Annotated in this window: 18 protein-coding genes and 1 other RNA gene; 3 read left to right on the top strand and 16 right to left on the bottom strand. The window is 34.9% G+C overall.

Annotated features, from left to right (window positions below):
* The 4 genes from D2K60_RS07535 to D2K60_RS07520 all read right to left on the bottom strand — a co-directional run bounded on the left by D2K60_RS07535 (position 1) and on the right by D2K60_RS07520 (position 2,926).
* Positions 1-1,155 (bottom strand): exonuclease SbcCD subunit D, encoded by a 1,155-nt coding sequence (locus D2K60_RS07535; protein ID WP_117169405.1) that lies wholly within the window; start codon positions 1,153-1,155, stop codon positions 1-3.
* A 61-nt stretch (positions 1,156-1,216) separates the two neighbouring features.
* Positions 1,217-1,432 (bottom strand): YozE family protein, encoded by a 216-nt coding sequence (locus tag D2K60_RS07530; RefSeq protein WP_117169404.1) that lies wholly within the window; start codon positions 1,430-1,432, stop codon positions 1,217-1,219.
* 24 nt (positions 1,433-1,456) lie between these two features.
* Positions 1,457-1,948 (bottom strand): dihydrofolate reductase, encoded by a 492-nt coding sequence (locus tag D2K60_RS07525; protein WP_117169403.1) that lies wholly within the window; start codon positions 1,946-1,948, stop codon positions 1,457-1,459.
* Positions 1,949-1,966: 18 nt separating this feature from the next.
* Positions 1,967-2,926, bottom strand: a complete 960-nt coding sequence (locus tag D2K60_RS07520; RefSeq protein WP_117169402.1) for a thymidylate synthase — start codon at positions 2,924-2,926, stop codon at positions 1,967-1,969.
* A 144-nt stretch (positions 2,927-3,070) separates the two neighbouring features.
* Here D2K60_RS07520 and D2K60_RS07515 point away from each other — a divergent pair, with 144 nt between their 5' ends.
* Positions 3,071-4,141 (top strand): C40 family peptidase, encoded by a 1,071-nt coding sequence (locus tag D2K60_RS07515; RefSeq protein ID WP_117169401.1) that lies wholly within the window; start codon positions 3,071-3,073, stop codon positions 4,139-4,141.
* A 61-nt stretch (positions 4,142-4,202) separates the two neighbouring features.
* Here the strand turns inward: D2K60_RS07515 and D2K60_RS07510 are convergent, their stop codons facing one another.
* Together D2K60_RS07510 and D2K60_RS07505 are read right to left on the bottom strand one after the other, a co-directional pair.
* Complete coding sequence (locus D2K60_RS07510; protein WP_117169400.1) at positions 4,203-4,811, bottom strand: HD domain-containing protein; 609 nt, start codon at positions 4,809-4,811, stop codon at positions 4,203-4,205.
* A gap of 12 nt (positions 4,812-4,823) precedes the next feature.
* Entirely contained in the window at positions 4,824-5,687 is an 864-nt protein-coding gene (locus tag D2K60_RS07505) for a DUF72 domain-containing protein (protein ID WP_240335274.1), read from the bottom strand.
* A 368-nt stretch (positions 5,688-6,055) separates the two neighbouring features.
* On the opposite strand from D2K60_RS07505, the gene D2K60_RS07500 reads away from it, so the two are divergent.
* The gene (locus tag D2K60_RS07500) at positions 6,056-6,460 is read left to right on the top strand and encodes an RNase H family protein (protein WP_117169398.1); all 405 of its coding nucleotides are present in this window, start codon (positions 6,056-6,058) and stop codon (positions 6,458-6,460) included.
* On the opposite strand, the gene D2K60_RS07495 is transcribed toward D2K60_RS07500, so the two are convergent.
* The gene (locus tag D2K60_RS07495; protein ID WP_117169397.1) at positions 6,453-6,725 is read right to left on the bottom strand and encodes a DUF6123 family protein; all 273 of its coding nucleotides are present in this window, start codon (positions 6,723-6,725) and stop codon (positions 6,453-6,455) included. The two genes, D2K60_RS07500 and D2K60_RS07495, sit on opposite strands and share 8 nt — an antisense overlap.
* Before the next feature lie 273 nt (positions 6,726-6,998).
* Between D2K60_RS07495 and D2K60_RS07490 the strand changes: the two genes are divergently transcribed.
* Positions 6,999-7,529: a hypothetical protein gene (locus D2K60_RS07490; RefSeq protein ID WP_117169396.1), complete on the top strand. Its 531-nt coding sequence runs from the start codon at positions 6,999-7,001 to the stop codon at positions 7,527-7,529.
* 79 nt (positions 7,530-7,608) lie between these two features.
* Here the strand turns inward: D2K60_RS07490 and D2K60_RS07485 are convergent, their stop codons facing one another.
* The 9 genes from D2K60_RS07485 to D2K60_RS07445 form a co-directional block, all read right to left on the bottom strand.
* The gene (locus tag D2K60_RS07485; protein WP_117169395.1) at positions 7,609-9,108 is read right to left on the bottom strand and encodes a carboxypeptidase M32; all 1,500 of its coding nucleotides are present in this window, start codon (positions 9,106-9,108) and stop codon (positions 7,609-7,611) included.
* Between the two features lie 14 nt (positions 9,109-9,122).
* A complete protein-coding gene (locus tag D2K60_RS07480; RefSeq protein ID WP_117169394.1) occupies positions 9,123-10,256 on the bottom strand; it encodes a THUMP domain-containing class I SAM-dependent RNA methyltransferase in 1,134 nt (377 codons plus the stop codon).
* Positions 10,257-10,357: 101 nt separating this feature from the next.
* Positions 10,358-10,744, bottom strand: an RNA gene (gene rnpB / locus D2K60_RS07475) — RNase P RNA component class B.
* Between the two features lie 128 nt (positions 10,745-10,872).
* Positions 10,873-11,175: a cell division regulator GpsB gene (gene gpsB / locus D2K60_RS07470; protein WP_117169393.1), complete on the bottom strand. Its 303-nt coding sequence runs from the start codon at positions 11,173-11,175 to the stop codon at positions 10,873-10,875.
* A 60-nt stretch (positions 11,176-11,235) separates the two neighbouring features.
* Positions 11,236-11,805, bottom strand: a complete 570-nt coding sequence (locus tag D2K60_RS07465) for an SLOG family protein (RefSeq protein WP_338048359.1) — start codon at positions 11,803-11,805, stop codon at positions 11,236-11,238.
* A gap of 70 nt (positions 11,806-11,875) precedes the next feature.
* Positions 11,876-12,178 carry a CotD family spore coat protein gene (locus D2K60_RS07460; RefSeq protein WP_117169392.1) on the bottom strand — a complete coding sequence of 101 codons (303 nt, stop codon included), beginning with the start codon at positions 12,176-12,178 and terminating at the stop codon, positions 11,876-11,878.
* A 134-nt stretch (positions 12,179-12,312) separates the two neighbouring features.
* Positions 12,313-12,708 carry a cytidine deaminase gene (locus D2K60_RS07455; RefSeq protein ID WP_117169391.1) on the bottom strand — a complete coding sequence of 132 codons (396 nt, stop codon included), beginning with the start codon at positions 12,706-12,708 and terminating at the stop codon, positions 12,313-12,315.
* Between the two features lie 53 nt (positions 12,709-12,761).
* Positions 12,762-13,109: a DUF1798 family protein gene (locus tag D2K60_RS07450; protein ID WP_117170355.1), complete on the bottom strand. Its 348-nt coding sequence runs from the start codon at positions 13,107-13,109 to the stop codon at positions 12,762-12,764.
* 35 nt (positions 13,110-13,144) lie between these two features.
* Positions 13,145-13,456 (bottom strand): hypothetical protein, encoded by a 312-nt coding sequence (locus D2K60_RS07445; RefSeq protein ID WP_117169390.1) that lies wholly within the window; start codon positions 13,454-13,456, stop codon positions 13,145-13,147.
* Positions 13,457-13,592: the final 136 nt, after the last annotated feature.

Raw genomic sequence — 13,592 nt, 5'->3', positions numbered from 1 at the left:
TTATTTCCCCCTCTCTTGTTCAATTAAAGTTTGAATGACTTGATCGATATGTTCTTCACGCTCTTTTGTAATAGGTTCGCCCTTCATCTCTTCATAAAAGGTATGAAATAGTTGCGCATGTGTCATTTTCTGTTTTTCTTTTATTTGATTTAACTCGTTTAGTTGGCGATTTGATTGCAATACTTTCCGCTCTAGACGCAAAATATTTGGATATTTTTGACGTAACTTACCTATTGGATCTAATATTTGACCATCATCCAATAAACGAATGTGTAAATAATCGTCAGTTGGTTCCGCTTTATTCCCGTTAATAAAGTCATCAAAGTAACCTTCAATAATACGCAAATCACGTTTGGGTTTAAGTGGAATACGTGACAAGTCAATTGTTTTGTCTGCCGCTAAGTTAATCATCGTAACTGATTTGGTATTACTGGCTTCTGAAAAAGAATATTTTAAAATGGAACCACTATATTGGATCCAGTCATATGTCACTTTTTGTGGTTGATGTAAATGACCTAAAGCTACATAACTAAAATCTTTAAATAAATAGCTATCAACATATGGACTACCACCAATCATTGATAAACGTTCTTCTGAATCTGTTTCCATACCACCGGCGAGGAAGGCATGTCCAATTAAAACATGTCTTTCTTCCATATTTTCACGCTCTTTTATACGAGAAACAATCGCTTCCATTGCTTGTTGATGGGATTGAATCGTCTCGTCCTCAAATACAGACCGAGCATCAGCAGGTTCGATGTATGGAATAAGATGAAAATGTACAGGTCCAAACGCGTCATCAAAAGTGAGCGATCTCAATTCAGTTGTTAATTTCGTTTCGATAAATAGATCATTTTCTCTAAATAGACGACTACCAAATTGCAAACGATCTGGACTATCGTGGTTTCCAGATATAATTAAGACAGGACTATCAAAGTCAGTAATTAATTGCGTCAAGACACTATCTAATAGTTCAACCGCTTCCTTTGGAGGGATCGAACGATCATAAATATCTCCAGCAATAATAATCAAATCTGGTTTTTCTTCTCTAACAATATCTATAAATTGCGCTAGGACATGTGCTTGATCTTCTGTCATATGAACACTGTTAACGATTTTTCCAAGATGCCAATCTGCAGTATGTAAAATTTTCATTGTATGTAACTCCCCCTTACTAAAAAAAATAAAATGGAGAGGCCCTAGTATACACTAGAGCCTACTTCACTTCTTGATAGTCATCCCATAAATGGTCAAATACTTGAACTGCTTCTTTAAATGGGATGTTCCACTCTAAATAGCGACTAACCTCGTCATATGATTCACTATGTTTTGGGAAATCGTGATCACGAAACATCCATTCTGCTAATCGGCTTTCGTTTGTTACTTTTTTCGCTCCTCGATACCGCATCATATATTGATAAAATGAGCGCATTTTTACTCTCCTTACGTGACTTACTTATTTTTTTCGGTCATATTGTATAAAATAATAATCGTGTTGATTCTTTTCATCTTTTATTCCTTTGGTTTTACTAGTGATGCTCCAATCTTCTTCCTTGTACGAAGGGAAATAGGTATCTCCTGCAAACGTGTTGTCAATATAGGTCATATACATTCTGTCAGCATAAGGCAAGACTTGTTCGAAAATAGTTCCGCCACCAATGACGAAATATTCCGTTTCAGGGTTGGCTTTATTCCATTCAAGAATCGTATCAATCGAATGGATTACTTCGCACCCGTCTTGTTGATAGGATTGGTCACTTGTTATAATAACGTTCCTTCTTTTTGGTAAAGGTTTCTTAAATGATTCAAATGTCTTTCTTCCCATTATAATCGTATGATTTAGTGTTACTTCTTTAAAAAATTGTAAATCCCGAGGTAAATCCCATGGCATCCATTGCTCGTGTCCAATCACTTGATTTTTATCCATTGCAAAAACGAATGAAATCATTGGTACGCACTCCTTTCCTTATACAGCTACTGGTGCTTTAATTGCTGGATGTGATTTATAATCGACAATTTCTAGATCATCCATTTCGATATCAAAAATTGAGGATAACGCTGGATTAATCTTTAGTTTAGGCAAGGGATAAGCTGTGCGATCAAGTTGTGTTTTAACTTGTTCAAGATGATTGCTATAAAGATGCGTATCCCCTAATGTATGAATAAATTCACCAACTTCTAAATTACACTCATGTGCAATTAAGTGTGTAAGCAAGGCATAACTTGCTATATTAAACGGGACACCTAGAAAGACATCGCCACTTCTCTGGTATAATTGACAAGAAAGCTTACCGTCAGCTACATAAAATTGAAACATGATATGACAAGGTGGGAGTGCCATATTACTTGGTACATCTTCTGGATTCCACGCCGTAACAATATGTCTTCGCGAATCAGGATTTTCTTTAATTGCCTTAACTACTTGACGTAATTGATCAATCGTTTCTCCTTGTGACGTTTTCCATGCACGCCATTGACTACCATAAACGGAACCTAAGTCGCCATATTGTTCAGCAAATGTATCATCATGTACGATCTTGTCTTTAAACTTATCCATTTCTTCATTATATAATTGGGCGAATTCAGGATCGCGTTGACTCCTATTTCCAAAATCAGTCATATCAGGTCCTTGGTATGCATCACTTTCTATCCACTTTTTAAATGCCCACTCATTCCAGATATTATTGTTTTGTTTTAATAAATATTGGATGTTCGTGTCTCCTTTTATAAACCAAATTAATTCACTAGCTATTAAACGAAACGGGACGCGCTTCGTTGTTAATAAAGGAAAACCCTCTTGTAATGGGAAACGCATCTGATGTCCAAATACGGATAAGGTTCCTGTTTGTGTTCGATCATTTTTTTTGGTTCCATTTTCTAAAATCATATGACATAAATCGAGATAAGCTTGCTCTCCTGTTGCCATTATATACACTCCTTTATTTTACATGGTCATTAAAATCTTATTGTAACATATTACAAAAACATTTCGTTTTGAACTATAGTACATGTATTGGGCTATTGCATCATAATTTACTACGTACAGATAATTTGAAAGGAGGCGTTTTACATGCTTTCGACTAGTAACATCCAACAAGTCGCAAAACACTCCATGGCTTATGGCTATATGATAAGTCAACCTTTCGCCTTTTACGTAGACGCATACCCAATGATTCAAAATGAAATCTTTCAAAATGATGACGAAGAAGTTGCTTATGGTGAACACAATCAAGCGGTTCGTGTTCTGCAAAAAAAGTTAAATTACTTATCGTATTATAACAAGGAAATTGATGGTGAATTTGGTATATTTACCGAATATGCACTTAAAAAAATGCAGATTGAACATGACCTAAGTATAACAGGTAAAGCCGATCAACAAACAATTAATATAATTTTGAGTAGGGAACGCGAAAAATACTTAGCACCTTTAAAAGATATTGATCAAACATATTATTTAGGTGAAACAGGTGAAGCAATAAAGAGCATGCAACAGGCATTATACTATTTTGGCTATTATAAAGATTCCTTAGATGGCATATTCGGACCAAAGACGAATCAAGCACTTAGGTATTTCCAACAAGACAATGGATTAGAAGTAAGACAAGAGATAAATCAAGAAACAATAAAGACGCTACAACAAGAAGAAACAGTAGCAAAAGCAGCTGAAATTGAACTTACAGTTGAAGTTAACCCTGCTGAACATGACAACAACGTAAAAGAAGCAGATTCTACCCCAAACGAAAGTGTGGTCGTTCCTAAAACAAACCAGTCACTTGATACCAACCAGTTAATCACAACTGCGAAACAGTACACAGGAACAACTTATTTATGGGGTGGCACCTCACCAAGCGGATTTGATTGTAGTGGCTATATCCAATATGTTTTTCAACAATTAGGTATTTCTATTCCACGAACTGTATCTGAAATATGGAATATGTCAGTGCAAGTAGACAAACGTTCAATTGGTGATTTTGTCTTTTTTGAAACCTATAAATCAGGTCCTTCACACATGGGAATATACGTTGGCAATAATCAATTTATACATGCTGGTGAATCAAATGGTGTCGAAGTTAGCGATTTAGGAATAAGTTACTGGCAAGAAAGGTATATCGGAACAAAACGAATGGTAGTCGAAAACTAATCAGTAATAATGGTGAAGCAAGCGGAAAGCTAATTGATCCCCGCTTGCCTCTTTATTATTATCATAAATTGCTGTTCCACTCGTTATAAAAGGTAGAAAGAAATTGTTCCATATAAGCATGTCGTTTCACTGCTATTTCTTTTGCTGCATCCGTTTTTATTTTATCCTTTATTAATAAAAGTTTATCGTCAAAATGTTGTATGGTTGCATGCTGTTTTTGGTGGGCTTCTTCCGAATGTATGGAACGATTTTTATTCCCGCCATAGGCAAATGTTCGTGCAATCCCGATTGCTCCAATTGCATCTAACCGATCTGCATCTTGGACAATTTTTCCTGCTAACGTTTTTGGGTCCTGTCCTTTTCGAAATGACACGGTAGTTATTGTTTCCATAATCGAATCAACCAGGATATCTGATAGAGAAATAGACGTCAAAAAATGTTTCAATTCTACTATTGCTTGTTCAGGATCATCCGTTAGTTTATCATCTCCAACATCGTGAACCCAGCCAGACACTTCGCAAAGAAATGGATCTCCATTTTCTTGTTCAGCTAAATACTTCGCCATCTTGGCCACACGTTTCATATGATAATAATCATGTCCGGTGGCATCCAAATGAAACAGATTATATATATAAGTCTCTATTTCCGCTAAAACAACATTCTTATCCATCATTATCTCCCCTTAGTCATCTTCAAATAAATCTAATTGCCTCGGATTTAAATTTTTATATGAAATATCTAATAATTGTATGAACTCTTTTGCGTTATCACTAGCATCTCCACCTGAATTATTATTAAATAATATTGTGACGGTTTCTGCTTTTTCCTCTAGTTGTCTTACATATTCCGCCCATTCTGTTAATTCTTTTTTATTATATTGATATAAGTAACGTACGTTTCGCCAATCTTCTCCGTCACGACCATTACGATTCCAACCATGTATGTTTCTACCATGCATGCGAACAAGTACAGTAGAGGGATTTGTTATTTCTAATACGGTCGGAACAGATCCTTCACCCGCTTGTGGTTCATCACAGATTGTATGTGTCCATCCATTCTTTTTAATCAAATTCAGAGTAGCCTGTCGGTGCTCAGATTCAAACCATGTTTGATTCCGGAATTCTATTGCTATTGGCATACTTGGAAGTAGTTGTTTTATTTTTCGCAACTTTTGAATATTGGTTGCACGTACATCAAACCAAGGTGGAAATTGAAACAAAATAGTATGTAGTTTATTTGCCTCAATAACTGGTTGAATCGACTCTAGAAATGACTGAAATAATTGCTTTGCTTCCTGAATACTGCGCTTTATTCGATCATGCCCAGTCATTGATTGATGTGCCTTGATAACAAAATGAAAATTATCTGGTGTCTCAGAAATCCATTTATAATAATTTTCTTGTGACTGAATAGCATAAAAAGAACTATCAATCTCCACAACAGGAAAATGTGAACTATACGTAGCTAATTTATTCTTCTTTTTGTCTGGATCCGTATACAAGGTATCATGATCTCCCCAGCCTGTTAGACCAATTAGTAATGTCAATAGACACTCCTCCATTTTATAGTGAAACGAACTGTATTTATTTTACCACTTATCATCCTATTTCGCTTCCAATTCCTTGACTGCTTAAATCGAATACGCTATATTGAAATCACGAATAGAAGAGCGTTAGATTCATCTATGTAAGGTAGCTTCTTTAAAAGTGAATATAAAAAGGATTCGACTTTCTAAGAGCTCTTTTTCTATTACTTATAATTAGGACTTTTAAACATTCGTTGGGGTATGTTGCAAATTTATAAGACAACAAGTGAAAACGAGGCATACAAGCGGTAGCTGTTTTTCAAAAAATAATTGTAACTATTTGGCGGTGTTCTGGAGGCCATCGTATTTTTAGATAGGGGGTGTGTAGTATGTTAGAAGTATATGTAGACGGAGCTTCTAGTGGGAATCCAGGACCAAGTGGTGTTGGAATAGTAATTAAAAATAAACAGCAATATCTATCCCATCATTTTTATGTAGGGATACTATCCAATCACGAAGCCGAAATACATGCTGTGATCAAAGCACTACAGCTATGCAAAGAAAATTTCCCTGATCAAATTTTGTCTATACGGTCTGACTCAAAATTAGTAGTGGATATGATTGAAAGAGAACATACTAAAAACAAAAACTATCAACCCCTATTACAGGAAATACTATCCCAGATCAAGACATTTCCCCACTGTTTTATTAAATGGATACCAAGCATACAAAATAAAAATGCAGATCGTCTCGCACGAGAAGCGATTCTACAGTGGAAAAACTCAACTACATAATCCCTTTCTTCTGAAATTCCTTTTTCGCCTGTTTTTCGGTAGTCACCTTTTTCTCTTGCAACAACTCCAACAAACTAATATAGAAACTTCCGTCAAATTGACGCTGAATTTGAAGTGTCGTTTTTATTGCCATAATGATTAACCAATCATTTGCATTTGTATACTGTTTGCCAAAGTATATAAATTGGACTTCTTCATCTGTTAATTTAAAACCTTTTTCCCATAGTATTTCAATATAATCTCCTAACGTTACGTTATTCCTCATTCGATCCCCTCTTTCAAAAAACTACCTATAACATTTAAATGGAATCATAATCTTACTGCTAAATAGTTACTATAACTATAGCAATTATAATATAGATTTTTGTTGAATACTAGATTAATTTCTTTTATAGTTTAACGCAAAAATCATACAATCAATTATTTGCCAGAATTTTCTTAATAGTAAGACTTATCTAATATCTATTTACATTTAATAACACTCGTACTAAAATGATTACTTAGCTTTAATTACATACATATATTAGGAGGGTAATTCGTGAAGAAACTTTTATTCGTATTTAGTTTAGTAACCGTATTAGTCGTTACTGGTTGTTCAGCAGATGAAAACGAAGATGCAACAGCTGAAACAGAAACACCAGAAGAACAAACAACAGATGATCAATCTGTCCAGATTGGGTTATTAGATGCTCAATCAGAATTAACAAGTGATGTAGCACCCTATCAACAAAAGATTAACGCTTACCAAGCAGCTATCGTTGATGAGGAAGCAGATGAAGCAACAGTTCAAGCTGCATTAGATGAAGCTAAAACTGCTGCAGAAGAGGCTGCTAGCACACTTGAAGGTTATACGTTGGACACAGAATTACCAGAAGAACAAAAAGCAGAATATGAAGAAGCGATTTCAACTTTACAAACGTATTACCAAGAAGCTCAAACTAGTTTAGATGCTGATGAAGTAGATTTAACAACTGCACAAGCTGCTTGGGATGAATTTCAAGTAAAAATCACATCTCTTTATGAAGCAAATGATTTAATTGCTCCTGATATGGCTTCAGCATTAAGCTAATTTTCATAATATCTAATGCTAATTAAACATTTTAATCCAAAAGAAGACCATCACTATGGCTAAATAGTGATGGTTTTCTTTATAAATCATATATTTTTGTATATTTCTCCGTTAAATAGTCTAATAAATAGGTAGCGTTTAACGGTTCGTTGGTGACTTCTTTGATAATTTCTAGAGGTTTTTTCATTTTACCATGTTGATGTATATGACGCGTAAGCCAATTTTTTATCGGAGAGAAGTCTCCTGAACTTATTATTTGTTCTATATTCATTTCCTTCGATAATTGATTGTTAAATTGTGCCGCGTACATATAACCTAATGCGTAAGATGGGAAATAGCCAAAATCACCAGCAGCCCAATGGATATCTTGTAAAACACCTTCTCTGTCAGATGTGGGTCTAATCCCTAAATAATCTTCCATTTTCTGATTCCAAGCTTCAGGTAAGTCTTTTACAGCCAAATCACCATTAATTAGGGATTTCTCTAATTCATAGCGAATCATAATATGTAAACAGTATGTTAATTCATCTGCCTCGATTCGGATATAAGAAGGTTTTACCGCGTTAATTGCTGTATAAAAATCAGAAAAATCAAGTGTATGAAATGCTGCTGGTGCATAACTATGAAATAAGTCAAAATGTTCTTTCCAAAACGCCTCACTTCTTCCAATGAAGTTTTCCCAAAATAGCGACTGTGACTCATGTATGCCCATAGAAGTACCACTTGCCATCGGTGTTTGCGCAAGGCCCTTAGAGATGTTCTGTTCATATAAGGCGTGACCACCCTCGTGTATGGTTCCAAAAACAGCCATCCGAAAGTCGTTTTCATCATAACGTGTTGTTACACGGACATCATTTGGGTTTATGCCAATTGCAAATGGATGAATTGTTTCATCTAATCTTCCAGCGTCAAAGTCATATCCCATTTTTTTTAATATATCTAAGCTGAAATTTTCTTGATCTTTTTTTGGAAAGTGGTGTGTTAACAAATTCTCATCTGGTTGTATTTTTGTCTCACTAATTTGCTTAACAAGCTTAGTTAAACCAGTTCTAACCTGCTCAAATACGGTATCAAGAATCTCTGTTGTCATTCCTGGTTCGTATAAATGTAATAAGCCATCATATTTGTTATCTTGGTAGCCCCAATACGTGGCAAACCTTTTATTGTAAGATACAAGTTCCTCTAAATATGGTTGAAGTAAACTGAAGTTATTATCTTCTCTCGCCTTTTGCCAAACAGATTCTGATTTAGAACGAAGTGTGACAAATGCTTTATATTCAGCATCAGGGATTTTTATACTACGTTTATATTCGAGTTCACATTCTTCTAATGACTTTTGTAACACGTTATTGGTTGTTTTATCCTTTAATTGATCGATTAAATGCTTCATTTTATCAGATGTTGCTAGTTGATGCATTTTCTGTGACAAGAAACCAATCACTTCTGATCGTTGTTCTGCTCCCTTTTCAGGAATCTTAGTCCTCAAATCCCACTGCACTAAGGCTAGTGCCTCTCGGTACGCATCTTGATCTTTTAACAGTTCTTTAAATTCCTTTTCTAAAGTATCTACTGTTTGCATCTGACCACTCCTTATTAGATTCTTTTACCAAAGTATTGATAGTAATCCACTTTAATAAAGCCATTAAATAATTTGCGTTTTTTTGTTGCCTTTTTACCATACATAGCTTCAAACTTTTCATCAGACGTTAAAACATAGGAACTCCAAGAAGGATTTGAGCGCATCACTTCTCCAACTTGTTGATAGGACTCTCTAACCTCTTCTTGATCACCAATACGCTCACCGTATGGTGGATTTGATATCAAGTAGCCATTCGGTCGTTTAGGATTAAAATCTTTTGCTTGCATCTGTTTCCAATCAATTAAATCTGCTAGTCCTGCTTCAGTTGCATTATCTTGTGCAATTTGGATCATTTTGTGGTCAATATCAGTTCCCGTAATATCTAACACTTGGTCATAATTAGCTAAATCTTCTGCTTCTTCAAAAGCTTTATCCCATAGTTTTCGTTGAATAAGTGGCCATTCTTCTGAGGCAAATGAACGATTAAAACCAGGTGCAATATTTTGTCCTATTAGAGCGGCTTCAATTAGGATCGTACCGGAACCACAAAATAAATCAACTAATGGATAATCTGGTTTCCAATTTGTTAATTGTACAAGTGCCGCTGCTAACGTTTCTTTTAAAGGTGCTTCGCCTTGGCCTGTACGGTAACCACGTTTGTGTAAACCAACACCAGTAGCATCAATTGTTAAGGTAACGAGGTCTTTTAAAATCGCAACTTCAACACGGTATAATGCATCTGTTTCTGGAATACGGTCAGCTATGCCATATTTCTTCTTCAACTTTTCAACGATTGCTTTTTTTACAATTGCTTGGCAATCAGAAACACTAAACAACGTTGACTTATGCGACTTTCCGATTACAGGAAATTTACCGTTTTCGGGTATGTAATGATCCCAATCTAATGCTTTTGTTGCTTCAAAGAGATCATCGAATGTTGTAGCATAGAACTGTCCGATAACAACCTTTAATCGATCTGCTGTACGTAACCATAAGTTACAACGTGGGATCGCATTTATATCTGCTTCAAATATCACTTTACCATTTTCAACTTGAACCTCTGTATATCCTAATGCTTTTACTTCATTTGCTACGACTGACTCAAGTCCCATTGCAGCTGTTGCTATTAATTTAACTGTTTCTGTCATTATCTTTAATCCCTTCCTATACAAAATAAAAACCCTTCCAAACACCAATTAACAATTAGGTTAGGAAGGGCAATACATCTTATTTGATAGACCAATGAATGTTTTATAAGCCATGTTCTGTACTATTTGCACTACAAACGGTGGTCAGCCTCGTACACAAGTAGTAATCATCTATCTACAAGCTAATCAAGCTTGTCCTTGTTTCGGTTGAATTCCCTAATCCAAGATGCCCCTACCAAAATTTGGGTTGCTCACTCATGGGGTTTACCCGTTCCACCCAGACTGTTTCCAGACTGATTACGTCACTGTGGCACTTTAAAGGACATCACACCATATCTATTAATAGACGTAGGTGCTTATCCTGCCGTTAACCATATAGGTTACCTTGATTTATGTCTTCATCAAGCACGAACACTACAAACATCTCAGTCTGTGTGAGCATGGACTTTCCTCTACACATATAATATGTGCAGCGATTACCAAAACATTCATTTTTATGGTTATTCTAAATTTAAAAATTTAATATTGTACGCACACTGTTTCATTACGACAACTAAATAAGTATAACATATCTTTTGATCCAATGTTGTAGTAATTAGTGGTAATTACACAATTATTACGAATCAGCGTATTTCTTACCAAATACAGATTTCTCTAAATTAGATAATCGTTTTAAAATATCATAATTGACTTGATGGTTGGAAGTTGATGGTCTTGTTCTAGTTTGGTCAGGTGCTTGTTTTTTAATACGATCATTTTCTTGTCTTAGTTTAGTGATCTCATTTGCAAAACGCTCATAGTCTTGAATGATCACATCCAAAAACTCATCAACTTCTTCTTGATTATATCCACGCATTGACGTTTTAAAATCTTTATCTAAAATGTCTTTTGTTTTCAATTGATTCACTTCTTCTGTCATTATATTCACCTCGTATTTTCCAAAGCTCTATTCTTATTTTTTCAAATTTTTCGTCAAATGTCAATCACTGTTTGGTAAGTCAGGATTATTTTCAAGCCATTCTTGCACGATATCATCTAAATCAAACGGTGTAATGTAGTATATTGCATAGTCTGTCTGGTTATTTCTCTTTTTCGCTTCTTCTAAAAAGAATTTTACACTGCCTGGATTTTCTTCATCAACTAATATAAGACTTGCTTGACTTTTTTCTAGAAGCCATTTGTTTTTTGCTTTAAACTGATGTGGTCCTTTATAATCACTTTGGTAAAGCAACTCAAAAAAGTCAGCTTGCATAATAGCTTGCTGATAAGCCTCTTTATATGGCTCTGGCCAACGTGATTCTTGGTTATCAAACGGTGGGATAATAGCTAATTTTACATCATATGTATCCTGTAAATCCATAACAACTTCAGCTGCCCATAGTTCTACACCCATTTGTCCAGAAACAATCACCCATTCTAATCCTTCCTCAATAAGAGAAATAAGCCGTTTTTCGATAGCCTTTTTTATAAATACGACTTTTTGATCGTCAATTTTAAATATATTTATTTCAAATGATTTATAACCTGTAATTGTTAGTCTTTTTATCATACATCATCTTTCCTTTTTCATAAAAAAAGCTGGAAGCTCCAGCTTTTTTTATGGTACATAGTTATTACTATTATCTCCAAAAACCTGGTCTAGGCGGTTGATTCACTGGTGCTGACGGAACAGGTGGAGCAGGCACTTGCGGTGAACCACCATACACATTAACACTGTTAACAGTATTCTGCCATGATGTTGAATGTGGATAAACATGCGTATTTTTCACTAAGTGATGATTCTTTACTACAGTATGTGATGGATGAATATACTGTACATTGCTCTGACTAGCAGTATTTACCTCATTGCACTTAGTAGGGCAAACAATTGTTTGAGTTGGCCCACAAGCTTGGTTCCCATTATAAGGTGTGTGATGTCTCATAAAATTATCTCCTCTCCAATCGTTTAACAGTTAACAATCATTCTCAAAATAAAAAGTAATGATTGATTCCCTATTAACCTATGTGAAGATTGTGATATTCGTCTGAGTCAATGTCCTAGTTTTTGAAAATTTCCCTATTTCATGTCAGTTGCTTGAAACGAGTAAGGCAATAATTGATCAATTGTTACCGATTTTACATCATTTTTCAAATTCGTAATATGTACAGACACATCTTCGTTAAAGAATTCACTCATCACTTGTCGGCATGAGCCACATGGTGATACTGGTCGATCCGTATCTGCAACAACTGCTAATTGTTTAAATTCTGTTTCACCCTCTGATATGGCTTTAAATATCGCTACTCTTTCTGCACATAAACTTACAGGGTAAGCAGCATTTTCAATATTACAACCTAAGTACACTTTCCCTGACTTTGTTTCTAATGCTGCACCAACTGCAAATTTAGAATATGGGATATATGCTTTTTTCCTTGCTTCCTTTGCATGCTCAATTAATTCTAGTTTGTCCATATACGAATCCTACTCTCACTGATTATTATGAAAATTGAACAGAATATTACTTATCAAAAATCCTCTAATATTAAATCACATACATATTGTACGGATTGATATAATTCCATATATCTTTTTCTTTTTACGTCAATATAATAACTATGCATTAATAAAAGATCCATGTTCTCTCTAGTCGATGCAACTTGCTGTGGATGAACACGAACGTCTCTATCCTTTACATGTTCTGCTGCAAGTGTTTCCCAGGATTCATTCAGTTGGAATACAGGGTTTGTCTTTTCTTTTACATAATGGAAAAAGTCTTTATCACGTTTATGTGCTGGTTTCTCTTGTTCTAGATAATTTGACTTCAACAATTCCAACTCTCTTTTTAATTGAATTGTTGTTTCTTTTAAGTTCATCTGTATCGCTCCAATCACCTATCCTCTTTACTTTATCATGATTTTTGCACAAATGGGAGTAGTTTAAACCAATTTTTATTTCTTTTTTGTCTCTTAAAGGGTATAGTATGAACTCTTTGTACGTTAGTTTCTTGCAAATCTTCTAGTATCTTATTGATCTGCGTCACTTCTTGCTGCAAACTCTCAATTTCTTTCCGATGAGCTGACGTTATCGTTAACACAACATCATCTGCCTTTGAACTAATACGTTGATCCATTAAGCGAATAGTTTCCATTAGTTTTGTATAGGATTGATTATATACTTGTTTAGATACACCGTTTATTTGATTCACTTTTTCTTGTTCCAAATCGTCCACTCCTCTATCGTTATTGGTGTTTGACAGATTCTCTATAAATTCCAATAGTCCTGCACACCTGACAAAACTAGAAGAAAACATACATTTTTAGTGTAAAACAGCTTATTTTTTCATTTAGCGTATTGGA

This window comes from Paraliobacillus sediminis, from assembly GCF_003426055.1.
This window is presented reverse-complemented; position numbering and strand designations above follow the sequence as displayed.

Coding starts and splice junctions, on each gene's coding strand:
- D2K60_RS07535 (WP_117169405.1), bottom strand. CDS start 1,155: ATGAAAATTTTACATACTGCAGATTGGCATCTTGGAAAAATCGTTAAC.
- D2K60_RS07530 (WP_117169404.1), bottom strand. CDS start 1,432: ATGCGCTCATTTTATCAATATATGATGCGGTATCGAGGAGCGAAAAAA.
- D2K60_RS07525 (WP_117169403.1), bottom strand. CDS start 1,948: ATGATTTCATTCGTTTTTGCAATGGATAAAAATCAAGTGATTGGACAC.
- D2K60_RS07520 (WP_117169402.1), bottom strand. CDS start 2,926: ATGGCAACAGGAGAGCAAGCTTATCTCGATTTATGTCATATGATTTTA.
- D2K60_RS07515 (WP_117169401.1), top strand. CDS start 3,071: ATGCTTTCGACTAGTAACATCCAACAAGTCGCAAAACACTCCATGGCT.
- D2K60_RS07510 (WP_117169400.1), bottom strand. CDS start 4,811: ATGGATAAGAATGTTGTTTTAGCGGAAATAGAGACTTATATATATAAT.
- D2K60_RS07500 (WP_117169398.1), top strand. CDS start 6,056: ATGTTAGAAGTATATGTAGACGGAGCTTCTAGTGGGAATCCAGGACCA.
- D2K60_RS07495 (WP_117169397.1), bottom strand. CDS start 6,725: ATGAGGAATAACGTAACGTTAGGAGATTATATTGAAATACTATGGGAA.
- D2K60_RS07485 (WP_117169395.1), bottom strand. CDS start 9,108: ATGCAAACAGTAGATACTTTAGAAAAGGAATTTAAAGAACTGTTAAAA.
- D2K60_RS07480 (WP_117169394.1), bottom strand. CDS start 10,256: ATGACAGAAACAGTTAAATTAATAGCAACAGCTGCAATGGGACTTGAG.
- gpsB (WP_117169393.1), bottom strand. CDS start 11,175: ATGACAGAAGAAGTGAATCAATTGAAAACAAAAGACATTTTAGATAAA.
- D2K60_RS07465 (WP_338048359.1), bottom strand. CDS start 11,805: ATGATAAAAAGACTAACAATTACAGGTTATAAATCATTTGAAATAAAT.
- D2K60_RS07460 (WP_117169392.1), bottom strand. CDS start 12,178: ATGAGACATCACACACCTTATAATGGGAACCAAGCTTGTGGGCCAACT.
- D2K60_RS07455 (WP_117169391.1), bottom strand. CDS start 12,708: ATGGACAAACTAGAATTAATTGAGCATGCAAAGGAAGCAAGGAAAAAA.
- D2K60_RS07450 (WP_117170355.1), bottom strand. CDS start 13,109: ATGAACTTAAAAGAAACAACAATTCAATTAAAAAGAGAGTTGGAATTG.